The following is a 16,829-nucleotide window of genomic DNA, read 5'->3' as shown; positions in this document are numbered from 1 at the left end:
TTCCTGATGACGTTCTCAAGGAGAAAAATAAAGAATAAGTGCGATAGATTTATTTTCTAAATTACTTAGCAAGCTATGTGTCTATCTTAAATCCGGATAATTTTAAGTCAATTAACTAAAAATGAATTGAGTTTGTACTTAAGATTAATCTGAAGGAGTTCGGGATGAGTTAAGGCATTCGGGGGGCGTCCGAAGGATTACCCCTGTCCGTATTTCTCCAGAAGGGCTTCAGCAATGGCCATCGTTTCGACGTCCGCGACGCCGTTCCACAGGTCAGGCCGGAAATGCATCTGGAACGCCGTGATGATGCGCTTTTGCTGCGCCGGGGTGCTGTCAACCGGCACCTCATAGCCATACCGCGCGAGGAGATCGAGTAATGCCCCGGTATCCACCTGCTGATAGCGCGGACGCCCGTTTATATAGAACGCGACGCGCGCCGGATCGGGCCATGCACCAATGCCCTGCTGTGCCAGCTGCCGCCACGGAAAGAGCGGACCGGGATCGTCTTTACGCTGCGGGGCGATGTCCGAATGGGCCACCACATTTTCAGGCCTGATGTTGTAGCGGGTGATAATGTCTTTGGCGAGCGGCACCAGCGCCGCAATTTGTGCTGGCTCAAAAGGGGTAAAGTGCTTAACGCCAGATGTTTTTTGCCAGCCACGGTTCTCCAGCTCAATCCCCACGGACGTATCATTGATACGGTTGGTGCCGCGCCAGAAGCTTATCCCTGCATGCCACGCCAGTTCGCTTTCAGGCACCAGTTGCCAGATACGCGGTTTGCCATCAGGAGCAGGAGGAATTGCCGGAATGAGATAGTGGGAACTGACATTTTTGTCCGTTAAGGTCGCCAGCGAGCTGTCAAAATCATCAGCGGTATAGTGGATCACCAGCACCTTGATACGCGGGTAGGCCGCCTGCGCCTGGTGGCGGGTATCCAGCTCGTAGGCACCTTTATCAATAATGCCCTTTTCCGTGGCGCACCCTGCCAGCAAAAGCGCCAGCAGGAGTGTTGAAAGCGAACGCTTCATCGACGGGTTTTCACCGCCGTGCCGCTTACGCTCACCATCAGCATACTGGCATCTTTACCGACCGTTTCGTAGTCGATATCAATGCCCACAACGGCATCGGCGCCCAGCGCTTTTGCCTGCTCGCCCAGCTCTTTAAAAGCAATTTCGCGGGCCTTGCGCAGCTCTTTCTCGTAAGCACCTGAGCGTCCGCCGACGATGTCGCGAATACCGGCAAAAAAGTCGCGGAAGATGTTGGCGCCCAGAATCGCTTCGCCGGTCACAACGCCGCAATACTCGGTAATCGGCTGCCCTTCCAGGGTTGGGGTGGTTGAAAACTGCATACTTTCTCTCCTTCTTTAGCGTTCAATGCCTTACCACCAGCATTATCGGTTCGTTACGCTATGATTGAAAGGATAGTTAATAAATAAGGAAATCAACATGCGCTACTCTGCTTTAACGCTTTTAGTGCCTTGCGCGCTGGTGCTCAGCGCGTGCACCACCCCGGTCACGCCAGCCTTTAAGGATATCGGTACCCGCAGCGGCCCCTGCATTGACGGTGGCCCGGATACCGTGGCGCAACAGTTCTATGATTATCGTATTCAGCACCGCGGTAACGATCTTACTGCCCTTCGGCCGTATTTGAGCGACGGTCTGGCCAAACTGCTGAACGATGCGACCCGCGATCCGCAGCATAATGCGCTGCTTCAATCGGACCCGTTCTCCAGCCGCGCAACGCTGCCCGACAGCGCCGAGGTCGCGAGTGCTTCCACTATCCCAAACACCGATGCGCGAAATATCCCGCTGCGCGTGAAGCTGACGCAGGGCACCCAGTCCTGGCAGGATGAAGTGCTGATGATCCGTGAAGGCCAGTGCTGGGCCGTCGACGACGTACGTTACATCGGCGGCAGCGTTCATGCCCCGGCAGGCACGCTGCGCCAGTCGATTGAGAACCGCTAACTCATCAGTAAAAAATTGTTAACCCCGTAAAATGTCCGGCATTTCTCGCGGAATGCCGACATTTATACTCGCCCCCCTTTCCGTTCGCTATTTTGTGCTATGTTTAAGAGGAAACACGGGTTATATTTAACTTTTAACGCAGAAATATTGCATAACTATTCTGTCAACGGTACTATCTGCGGCCTCAATTGCTATAGATTGCCTGGATGAGTAAAGACTGCCCCGATGAGTATTAAACTAAACGGCATTAACTGCTTCTACGGCGCACACCAGGCGCTGTTCGACATCACGCTGAACTGCCCGGAGGGCGAAACACTGGTTTTGCTCGGCCCAAGCGGCGCAGGCAAAAGTTCCCTTCTGCGTGTTCTTAATCTGCTTGAAATGCCCCGCTCAGGTACGCTGGCGATTGCCGGTAACCATTTTGATTTTGCGAAAACGCCTTCTGATAAAGCGATTCGTGAACTGCGTCAAAATGTCGGCATGGTCTTTCAGCAATATAATCTCTGGCCGCACCTGACCGTTCTGCAAAACCTGATTGAAGCGCCCTGCCGCGTGCTCGGTTTAAGCAAGGACCAGGCGATGTCGCGTGCCGAAAAGCTGCTGGAACGTCTGCGTCTTAAGCCATACAGCGATCGCTATCCTTTACACCTCTCCGGCGGTCAGCAGCAGCGCGTAGCGATTGCACGCGCGCTCATGATGGAGCCAGCGGTTCTGCTGTTTGACGAACCGACTGCGGCGCTGGACCCGGAAATCACCGCCCAGATCGTGAGCATTATTCGCGAGCTGGCGGAAACCAACATTACCCAGGTCATCGTGACCCACGAAGTGGAAGTGGCGCGCAAAACCGCCAGCCGTGTGGTTTACATGGAAAACGGGTATATCGTCGAGCAAGGTGACGCGAGCTGCTTTACTAACCCGCAAACCGATGCCTTCAAAAATTACTTATCTCACTGATGTGTTAGGGAAAATGATAATGAAAAAAGTATTGATTGCCGCGCTGCTTGCTAGCGTCAGCCTTTCCGCTACCGCAGCCCAGACCATTCGTTTCGCCACCGAGGCGTCTTATCCTCCGTTTGAGTCCATCGATGCGAACAACAAGATTGTTGGCTTCGACGTAGACCTGGCTAACGCCCTGTGTAAAGAGATCGACGCGACCTGTACCTTCAGCAACCAGGCGTTCGACAGCCTGATCCCGAGCCTGAAGTTCCGCCGTATCGACGCCGTAATGGCCGGTATGGACATCACCCCTGAGCGTGAAAAGCAGGTGCTGTTCTCTACCCCTTACTACGATAACTCCGCCCTGTTTATTGGTCAGAAAGGCAAGTTCACTTCCATCGACCAGTTGAAAGGCAAGAAAGTGGGCGTGCAGAACGGCACCACCCACCAGAAATTCATCATGGATAAGCACCCGGAAATCACCACCGTTCCGTATGACAGCTACCAGAACGCGAAGCTGGATCTGCAGAACGGCCGTATCGACGGCGTATTTGGTGATACCGCGGTGGTCACTGAATGGCTGAAAGCCAACGACAAGCTGGCGCCAGTCGGCGACAAAGTGACCGATAAAGCCTATTTCGGTACCGGTCTGGGCATCGCCGTGCGTCAGGGCAACACTGAGCTGCAGCAGAAATTCAACGCTGCGCTGGAAAAAGTGAAGAAAGACGGCACCTACGAAACCATCTACCAAAAATGGTTCCAGAAGTAATTCCTGATGAATGAAATTCTTCCATTAGCAAGCGCCGCCGGGATGACCGTCGGCCTTGCCGTTTGCGCACTGATTATCGGCCTTGTGCTGGCAATGTTCTTTGCGGTGTGGGAATCAGCAAAATGGTTCCCCGTCGCCTGGACGGGTTCCGCACTGGTGACCGTGCTGCGCGGGCTGCCGGAAATTCTGGTGGTCCTGTTTATCTATTTCGGCTCCTCACAGCTGCTGCTGACGCTCTCGGACGGCTTTACCCTTAATCTCGGCTTTGCGCAGATCCCGGTGCAGATGCAGATTGAAAACTTTGACGTCAGCCCGTTCCTGTGCGGCGTGATTGCCCTTTCTCTTCTCTACTCTGCCTATGCGTCACAAACGCTGCGCGGGGCGCTGAAGGCGGTTCCGCAAGGACAGTGGGAATCCGGTCAGGCGCTCGGCATGTCGAAAGCGGCGATCTTTTTCCGCCTGGTGATGCCGCAGATGTGGCGTCATGCCCTGCCGGGACTGGGTAACCAGTGGCTGGTGTTGCTGAAAGATACCGCGTTGGTGAGCCTCATCAGCGTGAACGATTTAATGCTGCAGACCAAAAGTATCGCCACCCGTACCCAGGAGCCGTTTACCTGGTACATCGTGGCGGCGGCGATCTACCTGGTGATCACGTTGCTGAGTCAGTACATCCTCAAGCGCATCGACCTGCGTGCAACGCGTTTTGAACGGAGACCGGGCTGATGCTTGACTACTTACCCGAGCTGATGAAGGGGCTGCACACCAGCCTGACGCTGACCGTGGCGTCCATCGTCGTGGCGCTGATCCTGGCGCTGATCTTTACCATCATCCTGACGCTGAAAACGCCGGTGCTGGTGTGGATCGTGCGCGCCTACATCACCCTGTTTACCGGCACGCCGCTGCTGGTGCAGATCTTCCTGATTTACTATGGCCCGGGCCAGTTCCCGTCGCTGCAGGAGTATCCGGTTATCTGGCATCTGCTCTCTGAGCCGTGGCTGTGTGCCTTGATTGCGCTCTCACTGAACAGTGCGGCCTATACTACCCAACTGTTCTACGGGGCGATCCGCGCTATCCCGGAAGGACAATGGCAGTCATGCGGGGCGCTTGGCATGAGCAAGAAAGACACGCTGGCGATCCTGCTGCCGTACGCCTTCAAGCGCGCACTCTCTTCCTATTCCAACGAAGTGGTGCTGGTGTTCAAGAGTACTTCTCTGGCCTACACCATCACGCTGATGGAAGTGATGGGCCACGGACAGCTGCTGTACGGACGCACCTACGACGTCATGGTGTTTGGTGCGGCGGGGCTGGTGTATCTGGTGGTCAACGGTCTGCTGACGCTGATGATGCGCCTGATCGAGCGTAAAGCGCTGGCTTTTGAGCGCAGAAATTAACCTGGCAAATGCATAAATCTGTATATCAAAGGCGGGTAACCCGATGGGTTATCCGCTTTTTTTTGTGTGAGATACAATATTTAATCATATTTATTGCATATAAATTCATTAACTGGCATTGTACATCCATGCCGCAGACACGGCGCATAATGACAAGATAGACAGACGGGAGCATTACAATGAAAAAGTTAGTTCTGGCCGCATTACTGGCAACCTTCGCCGCTGGCGCATCCGCCGCAGACAAAATCAATTTCGGCGTTTCCGCCACCTATCCGCCGTTTGAATCGCTGGATGCCAGCAACCAGATCGTCGGTTTTGACATCGATCTGGCGAAAGCGCTGTGCAAACAAATGCAGGCCGACTGCACCTTTACCAACCATGCCTTCGACAGCCTGATCCCGTCGCTGAAATTCAAGAAATACGACGCGGTGATCTCCGGGATGGACATCACGCCAGAGCGCAGCAAGCAGGTCTCCTTCACCGACCCGTACTACGCGAACTCTGCGGTGGTGATTGCGAAGAAAGGCGCGTACACCTCATTCGACCAGCTGAAAGGCAAACGCATCGGGATGGAAAACGGCACCACGCACCAGAAATACCTGCAGGACAAACATCCTGAAGTGAAAACCGTGGCCTATGACAGTTACCAGAATGCGATTATCGACCTGAAAAACGGCCGCATCGACGGTGTGTTCGGCGATACCGCCGTGGTGAACGAATGGCTGAAAACCAATCCGCAGCTGGGGACCGCAACCGAGAAGGTGACCGATCCACAGTACTTTGGTACAGGCTTGGGTATCGCGGTACGTCCTGATAACAAGGCCCTGCTGGAAAAACTGAACGGTGCGCTGAAAGCGATTAAAGCCGACGGTACGTATCAGAAAATCAGCGACCAGTGGTTCCCGCAGTAATGGTTTTTGCCGGGTGACGGCTGCGCCTTACCCGGCCTACGGGGGGAGTTCCAGGCCGGGTAAGCGCAGCGCCACCCGGCACTCCCTCACAGCGGCACAAAGAACCTGAACCGCGCCCCGCTCGCCGACTCCATCAGCCTGATCCCGCCGCCGTGCAATTCCAGCATTCGATTAACAATCAGCAGCCCTAATCCACCGCGATCCTCTCGCGATGCCTGGGTCGTCAATGCCGACGGCCGCTGGAACAGATCGTCTCGCAGCGCGGCATCGACGCCCGTTCCGCTGTCTGCCACTTCGACCTGAAGCTGTTCATTCTCCTGCCAGACCGCCAGACGAATTTCCCCGCCGGTCGGCGTATGGCGCATTGCGTTATCGAGCAGGTTGGTCACCACACGCTCGATCATCGACACATCGGCAAACACCTGCGGCAGCGGTCCCGGCACGTCAATATGCAGATTCACCTCGCGCGTGCGGGCGGTGAGCTCAAACTTCTGCGCCACGTCGGAAATCAGCTCCGCCATCGCGAACCGCTCGCGCTGCGGTTTAATGCCGCCGTGCTCGAGGCGCGCCAGCTCAAACAGCTGCTGTGAAAGATGGCGTACCTTTTGCCCCTGTCGGAGCGCGGTAGAGAGATACTGCTGGTGCTCCTGCGGCGTCAGGGTCGCGGATTTTAGCGACAGGGTTTCCAGGTAGCCCAGCAGCGAGGTGAGCGGCGTGCGAAGGTCGTGCGAAATGTTGGCGATAAACTCCCGGCGCTGGCGATCGCTGTCGGCCAGCTGGTCCCACTGGCGGGTGATTTTGCGCGCCAGCTCGATAAAGCTGTTGCGCAGGATCGCCACTTCATCCTTTGCCGCCGCGTCCGACGGCTGCGCCGCCAGCTGCCTGATTGCGCTGATGCTGTCCTGCTCCAGCCCGGCAACCTCCACCGTCAGCTGTTTTACCGGCCGTGTGACCCAGTACCAGACCAGCAACCCCGCCAGCAGGCCAAACAGCGCGACCCACAGCAATGACCACAGCACCGTGCTCCACAGCGCCTTATGCCAGGCCATCTCCGCCAGCGCGTTCGACTCCTCGCCCTGCAAAATAATGTACAGATAGCCTTTTAGCTCGCCGTCCTGCCGCAGCGGCGTGGCGCTAAAGACCTTTTTATTTTGGCTGCGCGGATCGTCGCCCAGGACCGGTATGGCAGTCCCGCTCAGGAAGGTCTGAACCGGCGCCAGGTCGATTTTTTGCCGCTGAATGTGGCCCGGCGGTGCGGCATCGGCCAGGATATCGCCGTCCGGGGAGACGACGTACAGCTCAACGCTCGGATTAAAGGTCATCAGCCGATCGAACAGCGGCTTGAGTGCCGTTCGGTCGACCCTGCCCTGCGCGTCCAGAATAGGTTCGCGCTGAACAATCTGCTGCGCCAGTCCTCCCGACAGCCGCTGCACCATCGCGTTACCGTACTGCATGCTGGTGTAGAGCTGTACCGCGCAGGTAACGGTGGCGCAGAGCATCATCAGCAGAATAAACAGCAGCGTCAGGCGCTGGCTCAGGCTAAAGCGGCGCATCATGATGTGGCTCCGCAAATTTATAGCCCTTGCCCCAGACGGTGCGAATAATCTCCGGCTCGGCGGCGTCCTTCTCAATCTTGATGCGCAGGCGGTTAATATGGGTGTTAACGGTGTGCTCGTAACCTTCGTGCTGATAGCCCCAAACCTGCTCCAGCAGGGCGAGACGCGAAAACACCTCACCGGGATGGCGGGCAAAGAAGTACAGCAGTTCGAATTCGCGCGGGGTGAGATCAACCACCTGGCCGTGAAGCAGCACGCTGCGCGCCAGCGGATCGATGGTCAGGCCGTGAGCCTGAATTTGACCATCGGTTTGCGCCTGCCCCATCGCCTGCTGGCGGCGGAACAGTGCTTTGATGCGCGCAATCAGCTCCTGCACCGAGAAAGGTTTGGCGAGGTAGTCATCAGCACCGGTTTCCAGCCCGGTGATGCGGTCAGTTTCGCTGCTGCGGGCGCTGATGATGATCACCGGCAGGTAGCGCGTCATCTGACGGATGCGGCGGCAAATCTCCAGACCGTCAACGTTGGGCAGCATCAGGTCGAGGATCACCGCATCCCACGGCTGTTTTTCAAGACGCTGAAGGGCGTTGCCCCCGTCGGGCTCGTGGGTGATGGCGTAGCCTTCGTCTTCTAAATTGAGTCGCAGAAGCGCCGCGATATCGTGGTCGTCTTCCACCAGCAGGATCTGCTTCATGGGTAAGCCTTCAATCATTTCTTATGACGTAAGCTTACCTGATTTCGCAGGGAGGAAGAGTTCACATTTTGTTGAACATTATGCGGGATTCATGCCGGGTGGCGGCTACGCCTTACCCGGCCTACGGGTTAACAACGTCAACACTTCATAATGCGCGGTATGCGGGAACATATCGAAAAGCTGAATGCGCTCAATATGGTAGCCAGGCAGATTAGCGATGTCTTTCGCCATGGTCTGCGCGTTGCAGCTAGAGTAAACGATAAAATCGGGCGCCATCTGGCTCAGGTAGTCGCACAGCGCTTTTCCGATGCCACGACGCGGCGGGTTCACCAGCACCAGTTCCGGCACGTTGCCCTGGCCGGTGGCGAACTGCGTGGAGTCCAGCGCCTGGAAGTGCAGATTCGTTAACCCCAGTTCAGAGGCAGACTGCTTCGCGCAGGCAATCGCTTCGGCTGAGATCTCAATCCCGGTGAGCTGCATCTCTGGCGTCGCGCAGTGCAGCCCAAAGCCGCCCACGCCGCAGAAGAGATCCCACATATGATGGATGCCTAACGCGCGCACCCAGTCGCGGGCGGTGGCGTACAGGCTGCTTGCCACGGTCGGGTTAGTCTGGAAGAAACTTTGCGGGCGGATCCACAGCGGCACGCCGTTGAAATTCTCGGCCAGCGCGTGCTGTTCGGTAAAGAAAATCTCTTTCTCCCCTTCCATGATCGCCATATGCACCGGCTGAATATTTGCGGTAATGACCTTAAGCTGCACAAGCTGTTCCTGCAGCCACGGCAGCGCCGCGCGCAGCTGCTCCAGCTTGGATTCGGAGCGCAGAACGAAGCGCAGCATCATGCCGCCGTCAATCTGGCTTTCGGTCAGCAGAAGGTATTTCAGCTCGCCGCGCTTGCGGGCGACGTTGTAAGGCGTTAAGCCCGCACGCGCGATAAACGGTTTCAGCGCGGCAAAGACGGGCTCAAACGAGGCAGGATACAGCGGACAGTCGGTTAAATCTTCCGGCGTGCCGTCGCGGTGCAGCATTCCCAGCAGCGGTTTTTCAACGCTGCCGCTGACGACCATTTTGGCTTTATTGCGAAAGCCCTGCTCCGGGCCGCTGACGGGTGCGCACCACTCGCCCACCGCGTGTGCTGCCAGCAGCTGTTGCAGGTCGGCCATTTTGGCGGTGAGTTGTTGAGGAACCGGCTGTTCTATCCACTGACAAGAGCGGCAGCGTCCGGCGTCAAAGAGTGCGCACTGCATATGAAAACCTTAAGGAAAACGAGGGCTGAGATTATACACATTATTGCAGGCGGAAGAACCGCCGGCTGGAGGCGGGAACAAACAGCAGGAACAGGACCAGCATGTCCGGCAGTTTTTGCATGACCAGCGCATGGAAAATCTCACGTCGCGACTCGCCGGGAATGCTGAACAGTTCCGGATAACCATATCCCAGCGAGGCGGCCCACAGATAGCTGGCCGCGGTAATTTGCGTCAGCAAATAGACCCAGCGCGCCCAGTTACGCCCTTTGACCAGCGAGAATGCACAGTAGATTTCAATAAACACCAGCACCAGGCTGCTAAAAAAAACCAGCGTCAGATTCCACGTCTGTACGCTGCGGTGAATGAATTCACCGATGCCGCGGGCGCCTAAGGTGTTCAGAATCATCAGCACGTCCAGACAGCGGATCATAATAATGGCGAGCGCCGCCACCTGCACCAGCGCAGGAACGTTCGGACGAGCATGCGTATGACGTGTTTTTTGAAAGAATCCCAATGTTTTACTTCCCTGAAAAACAGTGCCGCGTCATGCGCGGCACTTCACTGGAAATTTTAAATGCTTCAGCCGCGTCTTGCACGCTGGATATCACGCACCCGCTGCTTTTCCGCGCGCGCCATCAAATACCAGGCGATAAATCCGACAATTCCGACTACGCCGAGGATAATTGACGCCAGGGCGTTGATCTCCGGATTCACCCCCATACGCACGCTGGAGAAGACCAGCATCGGCAGCGTCGTCGCGCCCGGCCCGGAAACAAAGCTGGCGATAACCAGATCGTCGAGCGAGAGCGTAAACGCCAGCAGCCAGCCGGAGATCACCGCCGGCATAATCATCGGCAGCGTGATGATGAAAAAGACCTTCAGCGGCGTGGCGCCGAGATCCATCGCCGCCTCTTCAATGGAGCGATCCAGCTCGCGCAGGCGCGAGGAGATCACCACCGCCACGTAGGCGGTACAGAAGGTGACGTGGGCCAGCCAGATGGTGAGCATGCCGCGATCCGCCGGCCAGCCGATGGCGTGCGCCAGGGCAACAAACAGCAGCAGCAGCGACAGGCCGGTGATCACATCCGGCATCACCAGCGGCGCGGTGATCATAAAGGCAAAGCCGTTCGAACCGCGAAAACGCCCGAAGCGCACCATCACCAGCGCGGCGATGGTGCCCAGAACACAGGCCATCGTGGCCGCGAGTGCGGCTATGGTCAGGCTCAGCCCCACCGCGCTCATCATCGCATCGTCGTGGAACAGCTCGCTGTACCAGCGCGTCGACCAGCCCGCCCAGACCGTTACCAGCTTAGAGCTGTTGAAGGAGTAGATCACCAGCATCAGCATCGGCGCATACAGGAAGGTAAAGCCAATCACCAGAATCGCGATTCGCCACGGGGAGCGCACTACCGGTAAGTTGTTCATCCGTGGTCTCCCATCTGTTTCTGCTGATGCTTGTGGAACCACATGATCGGCACGATCAGCAGCAACAGCATCACGATCGCCACCGCCGAGGCCACCGGCCAGTCGCGGTTATTGAAGAACTCCTGCCACAGCACGCGGCCAATCATGATGCTGTCCGGGCCGCCGAGCAGTTCCGGGATCACAAACTCCCCTACCGCCGGGATAAAGACCAGCATTGACCCGGCAATAATCCCGCCTTTGGTCAGCGGGACAATCACGCTGAAGAAGGTTTTTAACGGGCGCGCGCCGAGATCGAGCGACGCTTCCACCAGCGAGTAATCTATACGCGTCAGGGCCGTATAGATCGGCAGTACCATAAACGGCAGATAGGCGTAAACAATCCCGATATAGACCGCGAGGTTGGTGTGCAGGATGGTCAATGGCTGGTCGATCACCCCAAGCCACATCAGAAAGTTGTTCAGTATGCCGTTGTTTTTCAGGATCCCCATCCACGCGTAAACGCGGATCAGGAACGAGGTCCACGACGGCAAAATCACCAGCAGCAGCAGAATATTACGCGTCGACGGCTTGCTGTGCGCGACCGCCCAGGCCAGCGGATAGCCCATGAGAAGGCAACAGATCGTCGAGATCGCCGCCACCTGCAGCGACTGCAAATACGCTTCGAAATAGAGCGGATCGTCGGTGAGCTGCAGGAAATTGCCCAGGTTTAAGGTCAGCGTCAGCTGTCCGTCGGCCCAGTCCAGCAGGTTGGTATACGGCGGGATCGCCCGCGCCATTTCCGCCAGGCTGATCTTGAAAACAATCAGGAACGGCAGCAGGAACAGCAGGATCAGCCAGATATACGGCATGGCGATCACCAGCTTGCGGCCATGGTTCATCTGCATACGCGCCAGCCAGTGGGCAAAACCGCCCGGTTTTTTGACGCGGGCTGGAGGTTCAAGTGTACTCATGATCGCTCCTTATACCGTCAGTACAACGCAGCTGTCCGCATCCCAGCACAGGCGCACTTCGTCACCCCAGGTCGGCTGCCCCTTGCGATAGCGGTGTTCGTTCTGCAACTGGGCGCTGAGCATTTGTCCGCTTTTCAGACGCACATGGTAAATAGACAGGTCGCCCAGATAGGCAATGTGCACCACTTCGCCCACGGCAAAGTTATAGCCATCGGCAGGCGGATCCTCACAGAGCATGATTTTCTCCGGACGTAGCGCGACGTAAACCGGCACGTTATCCACCACGGAGTTATCCGGATCGACCTTCAGCGGATGCTGCAGCCCCGGCGATTCGATGACCAGTCCATCTTCCTGACGATCTTTCAGCAGCCCTTCGAAGACGTTCACCGAGCCGATGAACTCCGCGCTGTAGCGGGTGGTTGGGTGCTCGTAAATCTCTTCCGGCTCGCCGATCTGCACGAACTTACCGCGGTTCATGATCGCGATACGTCCGGCCATGGTCATCGCCTCTTCCTGGTCGTGGGTCACCATCACGCAGGTCACCCCCACGCGCTCGAGGATGTCCACCACTTCTAACTGCATACGGTCGCGCAGTTTTTTATCCAGGGCACCCATCGGCTCATCGAGCAGCAATAATTTCGGGCGTTTTGCCAGACTGCGGGCCAGCGCCACGCGCTGACGCTGGCCGCCGGAGAGCTGGTGAGGCTTGCGCTTCGCGAACTCCTGCATGTGCACCAGGCTCAGCATTTCGGCCACGCGCGCGGTAATTTCGGCCTTCGGCAGTTTGTCCTGCTTCAGGCCAAAGGCGATGTTCTGCTCCACCGTCATGTGTGGAAACAGCGCGTAGGACTGGAACATCATGTTAATCGGACGCTGATACGGCGGCACGCTGGAGAGATCCACGCCATCAAGCATGATTTGCCCGGCGGTAGGCTGTTCAAAGCCCGCCAACATACGCAGCAGGGTGGATTTTCCACAGCCGGATGCGCCCAGCAGCGCGAATATTTCGCCTTTGTAGATCGTCAGGCTGACGTCGTCCACGGCATGCTGGCCGTCGAAAGATTTGGTGAGGTTACGAATTTCAAGCAGCGGGGTCAGCGCTTTACGGACTTTCGCCTGCGGGCGGGGGATCGCGTCATTCACGGGGTGTTCTCCGGTAGAGATCAAATCATGGTGCAGGCGCACCAGAACGGTGCGCCTGTTGCCGGGGGCGCTAACGCTTGCCCGGCCTACGACTCACGGTAACTTATTTACCGCTCTTCACCTTGGTCCACGCGCGGGTACGCACGCGGTCAATTTTTGGATCCTGAACTTTCAGGGTGAACAGCTTGGCAAACACATCCGCCGGTGGATAAATCGCCGGGTTATTGCGGATCTCTTCGCTCACCAGCGGTACGGAGGCCTTGTTACCGTTCGCGTAGTAAACGTGGTCGCTGATGTGGGCAATCACGTCAGGACGCATCAGATAGTTGAGGAACTGATAGGCTTCGTCTTTGTTCTTCGCATCAGCAGGCATCGCAAAGACATCGAAGAACGCCAGCGCCCCCTCTTTTGGAATGAAGTAAGAGACGTTCACGCCGTTTTTCGCCTCTTTCGCGCGGTTAGCCGCCTGCCACACGTCCCCAGCCCAACCAATCGCCACGCAGATGTCGCCGTTTGCCAGGTCGTTGATGTACTGGGAAGAGTGGAAGTAGCGAATATTTGGACGCAGCTTCAGCAGCAGATCGGTCGCTGGCCCGGTGTAGTCATTGGCCTTGTTGCTGTTCGGGTCTTTGCCCAGATAGTTCAGCACGGTCGCGAAAATCTCCTCCGGCGCATCGAGGAAGGAGACGCCGCAGCTTTTCAGCTTCTCAAGGTTTTCCGGCTTCAGCACCACGTCCCAGCTGTCCAGCTTGACGTCCGGGCCGAGCGCCGCTTTCACCTTATCGACGTTGTAGCCGATACCGGTGGTCGCCCACAGATAAGGCATCGCGTATTTGTTGTCCGGGTCGTGCTTCGCCACCAGCTTCAGCACTTCCGGGTCGAGGTTTTTCCAGTTCGGTAATTTGCTCTTATCCAGCGGCTGGAAAACGCCTGCGGTCAGCTGACGCTCAAGGAAGCTCGCAGAGGGCACCACCAGGTCAAAACCGGTGCTGCCCGCCATCAGCTTTCCTTCCAGCACTTCGTTGGAATCAAACACATCGTAGACCACTTTAATGCCGGTCTCTTTTTCAAAATTCGCGACCGTATCCGGCGCGATATAGTCAGACCAGTTATAAACGTGCAGCGTTTTTTGTTCCGCAGCGAGCGTGCCGGCAGAGACGGCCATCAGAGCACCCGCAACCAGACCCGATAACCATTTTTTATTCAAGGCGATCATAGTGTTATTCCTTCTGAAAGCTCGTTAACAAACGAACCAAAACTGTGCAATCTGGATATATGCAAAAATCATGCATAGTTTGTCGTTCTGCCCGAAATAAAAATAAACCCCTTTCCTGGCAGGTTCCGCTCGCTTTTTTGTAAGCATCGCAAGAATAACTGTAGCCCGTGTCTCCGGCTATAGCCCAGACGAAAAAACGCCTTTTATCAATTTTTTATGCAGGTTATGTCTACGTGATAAGCCGAAACAGCCTTCAGGGAGGTGAAAAATTCTTTAATGAAAGGTTAAAAGCAGCAGAAAAATTGGCGTTATGCAGCCGCTCTGGCAGCGACTGCGCAAAAGTCAGACAGGCTTAGTGGAGAAAATTGGGAGATGCATCATTATTCTCTGCGTCATCTTCCGCGCTATACAGCAGATGATGTGCATTGGCTTCCATCATGACCATCGAAATTTGCTCTTCACTCAAGCGCATAAACCAGGCGAACTGCTTAAAGGATAAGCCAGCACCGGAGAATAAAGACTGGCAAACGACCAGCTTTGGCAGATTATCATCCTGTATGTCGAGAAATGCTTTCACCGTCAAGGAACTGGCGTTGATGGCCGAAAGATCGGAGGCCAGCGCCAGCAGCGCGGACGGCTTCACTTCCGCCAGCGCGGAGAAAAGAATAACGTCGTTAATCAGATCGACTTTAGCATCGAAAATGCCATCGAAATTTTGCATATGAGGCAGATGCAGCGCCTGGCAGGAATCGCATTCAAAGAACGTAATCCCGGCATCATCAAGCCATTGACGTAACGTATCCAGTGTAGGAACGACCTGTAAATCCATCGCTGTGCAGCCTCTTATATAAAAACTTTGCATAGATTACGCAAAAAGCGTGCTCAATACCATTTAACCGCCCGTTTTCAGACAGTAACCCGGCGTGGCATGACGCTCGATCCATGCGATCATTTTACCCGCAATATCGACACCTGTGGTTTTTTCCACGCCTTCCAGCCCCGGCGAGGCATTCACCTCCATGACCAGCGGCCCGCGCGTCGCCCGCAGAAGATCCACACCGGCCACGTCCAGCCCGAGAGTTTGCGCCGCTTTCACGGCAATTTCCCGCTCGCGCTCGCTGATATCCGCGATTCTGGCAATGCCGCCGCGGTGTAAATTAGAGCGGAAATCGCCCTCTTTCGCCTGGCGCTCAATGGCCGCCACCACTTCATTACCCACGACGAAGCAGCGTATATCGCGCCCTTTGGCTTCTTCGATATACTCCTGGACCAGGATATGCGCATTCAGACCGCGAAAGGCGTCAATCACGCTCTCCGCCGCCTGACGCGTCTCCGCCAGCACCACGCCAATGCCCTGCGTGCCCTCCACCAGCTTGATCACCAAAGGCGCGCCGCCCACCATGTCGATCAGATCGCTGGTGTCGTCCGGGGAATGGGCAATCCCGGTGACGGGAAGATCGATCCCCTGACGGGCGAGCAGCTGCAGCGAACGCAGCTTGTCGCGGGCGCGGGATATAGCGACGGATTCGTTGAGCGGATAGCTGCCCAGCATCTCGAACTGGCGCAGCGCGGCGGTACCGTAATAGGTGATTTGGGAGCCGATGCGGGGGATCACCGCATCAAAGTGCGGCAACTTGCGGCCTTTGTAGTGAATCGACGACGCTGCCGGGTCGATGTTCATATAGCAGGACATCGGGTCGAGGATCTCAACCTGATGCCCGCGTTTCGCCGCCGCCTCACGCAGGCGTTTACATGAATAGAGCGTTCCATCCCGGGACAATATGGCAATTTTCACCCTGCACCTCTCTGAAGTCATGGAAAAAGCCTGCGTATCATATACGCAGGCAGGCGCAGGATAAATGGACTATCGCGTCGCCCAGCCCTGTTTGTGCAGATAATCAAGAATAAACGGGCGATTTTCTTTAATAATGGTGCGACGAATATGGTCAGTCCAGGTATCGCGACGGTTATTGCTGCCGCGCGTCAGGTAGTAGTTCGCCAGCTCTTCATCGTAGTGATTCAGGACGTCCTGATCGACCGGCTGGTAGTGGTTTTCGTGCACCAGCATAGCGGCAGGAATGCGCGGCTTCAGATCCGGGTTATCCGCAGGCCAGCCGAGGCACAGGCCGAAGAGTGGCAGCACATGTTTTGGCAGCTTCAGCAGCTCGGTCACGCTTTCGATGTTGTTACGCAGACCGCCGATGTAGACGCCGCCTAACCCCAGAGACTCCGCCGCCGTAAAGGCGTTTTGCGCCATCAGCGCAGTATCCACCACGCCCAGCAGCAGCTGTTCGGCCAGCCCCAGTTCGGCTTCAGGGCAGATCTGCAGGTGGCGGTTAAAGTCGGCGCAGAACACCCAGAACTCCGCCGCCTGCGCGACGTGCTTCTGCCCGCCGGTCAGCGTGACCAACTGCTCGCGCATAGCCGGGTCTGTAATGCGGATAATCGAGGTGCACTGCAGGAAGCTGGAGCTGGAGGTGGCTCTTGCGCTGTCAATAATCGCGGCACGCTGCGCCTCGGTAATCGGCTCATCGGTGAAGTGGCGAATGGAGCGGTGGGACTGGAGCAGGTCAATCGTTGGTGTCATCTTGTCTCTCTTTGTCTTGCTAAATACGTATGGCAGCCAGTATAG

The 16,829-nt window shown here is 56.5% G+C and carries 19 protein-coding genes; 6 read left to right on the top strand and 13 right to left on the bottom strand.

All coding sequences use genetic code 11. The annotated features are described in order from the left end of the window. Window positions 1-197 precede the first annotated feature (197 nt). Together N2K86_RS07015 and N2K86_RS07010 are read right to left on the bottom strand one after the other, a co-directional pair. Window positions 198-1,028, bottom strand: a complete 831-nt coding sequence (locus N2K86_RS07015) for an N-acetylmuramoyl-L-alanine amidase (protein ID WP_260660945.1) — start codon at window positions 1,026-1,028, stop codon at window positions 198-200. Then, a complete protein-coding gene (locus N2K86_RS07010; RefSeq protein ID WP_006174327.1) occupies window positions 1,025-1,348 on the bottom strand; it encodes a heavy metal-binding domain-containing protein in 324 nt (107 codons plus the stop codon). Before N2K86_RS07010 ends, N2K86_RS07015 begins: the two co-directional genes overlap by 4 nt. A 97-nt stretch (window positions 1,349-1,445) precedes the next feature. Between N2K86_RS07010 and N2K86_RS07005 the strand changes: the two genes are divergently transcribed. From N2K86_RS07005 to artJ, 6 genes are all read left to right on the top strand, one after another. After that, window positions 1,446-1,964, top strand: a complete 519-nt coding sequence (locus N2K86_RS07005) for a lipoprotein (protein WP_010429096.1) — start codon at window positions 1,446-1,448, stop codon at window positions 1,962-1,964. 225 nt (window positions 1,965-2,189) lie between these two features. Next, complete coding sequence (gene artP / locus N2K86_RS07000; RefSeq protein ID WP_260660944.1) at window positions 2,190-2,918, top strand: arginine ABC transporter ATP-binding protein ArtP; 729 nt, start codon at window positions 2,190-2,192, stop codon at window positions 2,916-2,918. Between the two features lie 19 nt (window positions 2,919-2,937). Next, window positions 2,938-3,669 carry an arginine ABC transporter substrate-binding protein ArtI gene (gene artI / locus N2K86_RS06995; RefSeq protein WP_125914173.1) on the top strand — a complete coding sequence of 244 codons (732 nt, stop codon included), beginning with the start codon at window positions 2,938-2,940 and terminating at the stop codon, window positions 3,667-3,669. Between the two features lie 6 nt (window positions 3,670-3,675). Beyond that, the gene (artQ, locus tag N2K86_RS06990) at window positions 3,676-4,392 is read left to right on the top strand and encodes an arginine ABC transporter permease ArtQ (RefSeq protein ID WP_238459163.1); all 717 of its coding nucleotides are present in this window, start codon (window positions 3,676-3,678) and stop codon (window positions 4,390-4,392) included. Then, window positions 4,392-5,060: an arginine ABC transporter permease ArtM gene (gene artM / locus N2K86_RS06985; RefSeq protein ID WP_010429086.1), complete on the top strand. Its 669-nt coding sequence runs from the start codon at window positions 4,392-4,394 to the stop codon at window positions 5,058-5,060. Before artQ ends, artM begins: the two co-directional genes overlap by 1 nt. A gap of 179 nt (window positions 5,061-5,239) precedes the next feature. Next, complete coding sequence (gene artJ, locus N2K86_RS06980; RefSeq protein ID WP_010429085.1) at window positions 5,240-5,971, top strand: arginine ABC transporter substrate-binding protein ArtJ; 732 nt, start codon at window positions 5,240-5,242, stop codon at window positions 5,969-5,971. Window positions 5,972-6,057: 86 nt separating this feature from the next. On the opposite strand, the gene N2K86_RS06975 is transcribed toward artJ, so the two are convergent. The 11 genes from N2K86_RS06975 to nfsA form a co-directional block, all read right to left on the bottom strand. Beyond that, window positions 6,058-7,527 (bottom strand): sensor histidine kinase, encoded by a 1,470-nt coding sequence (locus N2K86_RS06975; RefSeq protein ID WP_260660943.1) that lies wholly within the window; start codon window positions 7,525-7,527, stop codon window positions 6,058-6,060. Continuing rightward, window positions 7,511-8,218 carry a response regulator transcription factor gene (locus N2K86_RS06970; RefSeq protein WP_059310675.1) on the bottom strand — a complete coding sequence of 236 codons (708 nt, stop codon included), beginning with the start codon at window positions 8,216-8,218 and terminating at the stop codon, window positions 7,511-7,513. The genes N2K86_RS06975 and N2K86_RS06970 overlap by 17 nt, the downstream gene beginning before the upstream one ends. Before the next feature lie 105 nt (window positions 8,219-8,323). After that, the gene (gene rlmC, locus N2K86_RS06965; RefSeq protein ID WP_260660942.1) at window positions 8,324-9,463 is read right to left on the bottom strand and encodes a 23S rRNA (uracil(747)-C(5))-methyltransferase RlmC; all 1,140 of its coding nucleotides are present in this window, start codon (window positions 9,461-9,463) and stop codon (window positions 8,324-8,326) included. Window positions 9,464-9,503: 40 nt separating this feature from the next. Further along, the gene (locus N2K86_RS06960) at window positions 9,504-9,977 is read right to left on the bottom strand and encodes a YbjO family protein (protein WP_260660941.1); all 474 of its coding nucleotides are present in this window, start codon (window positions 9,975-9,977) and stop codon (window positions 9,504-9,506) included. Between the two features lie 65 nt (window positions 9,978-10,042). Next, a complete protein-coding gene (gene potI / locus N2K86_RS06955; protein WP_042716350.1) occupies window positions 10,043-10,888 on the bottom strand; it encodes a putrescine ABC transporter permease PotI in 846 nt (281 codons plus the stop codon). Then, complete coding sequence (gene potH, locus N2K86_RS06950; RefSeq protein WP_042716351.1) at window positions 10,885-11,838, bottom strand: putrescine ABC transporter permease PotH; 954 nt, start codon at window positions 11,836-11,838, stop codon at window positions 10,885-10,887. Before potH ends, potI begins: the two co-directional genes overlap by 4 nt. Before the next feature lie 9 nt (window positions 11,839-11,847). Continuing rightward, the gene (gene potG, locus N2K86_RS06945) at window positions 11,848-12,981 is read right to left on the bottom strand and encodes a putrescine ABC transporter ATP-binding subunit PotG (protein ID WP_024907855.1); all 1,134 of its coding nucleotides are present in this window, start codon (window positions 12,979-12,981) and stop codon (window positions 11,848-11,850) included. Window positions 12,982-13,084: 103 nt separating this feature from the next. Further along, complete coding sequence (potF, locus tag N2K86_RS06940) at window positions 13,085-14,197, bottom strand: spermidine/putrescine ABC transporter substrate-binding protein PotF (RefSeq protein ID WP_260660940.1); 1,113 nt, start codon at window positions 14,195-14,197, stop codon at window positions 13,085-13,087. Between the two features lie 352 nt (window positions 14,198-14,549). Then, window positions 14,550-15,026, bottom strand: coding sequence for a YbjN domain-containing protein (locus N2K86_RS06935; protein ID WP_010429060.1), 477 nt, complete (start codon window positions 15,024-15,026; stop codon window positions 14,550-14,552). Between the two features lie 63 nt (window positions 15,027-15,089). Next, the gene (gene rimK, locus N2K86_RS06930) at window positions 15,090-15,992 is read right to left on the bottom strand and encodes a 30S ribosomal protein S6--L-glutamate ligase (RefSeq protein WP_148399779.1); all 903 of its coding nucleotides are present in this window, start codon (window positions 15,990-15,992) and stop codon (window positions 15,090-15,092) included. Between the two features lie 69 nt (window positions 15,993-16,061). After that, on the bottom strand, window positions 16,062-16,784 hold the full coding sequence (nfsA, locus tag N2K86_RS06925; protein ID WP_260660939.1) for a nitroreductase NfsA: 723 nt from the start codon (window positions 16,782-16,784) through the stop codon (window positions 16,062-16,064). Window positions 16,785-16,829 lie beyond the last annotated feature (45 nt).

Origin of the sequence: Enterobacter mori, assembly GCF_025244905.1 — a bacterium.
Classification (GTDB): domain Bacteria; phylum Pseudomonadota; class Gammaproteobacteria; order Enterobacterales; family Enterobacteriaceae; genus Enterobacter; species Enterobacter mori_A.
The sequence above is the reverse complement of the archived record's forward strand: the minus strand, read 5'-3'. Positions and strand labels throughout refer to the sequence as shown.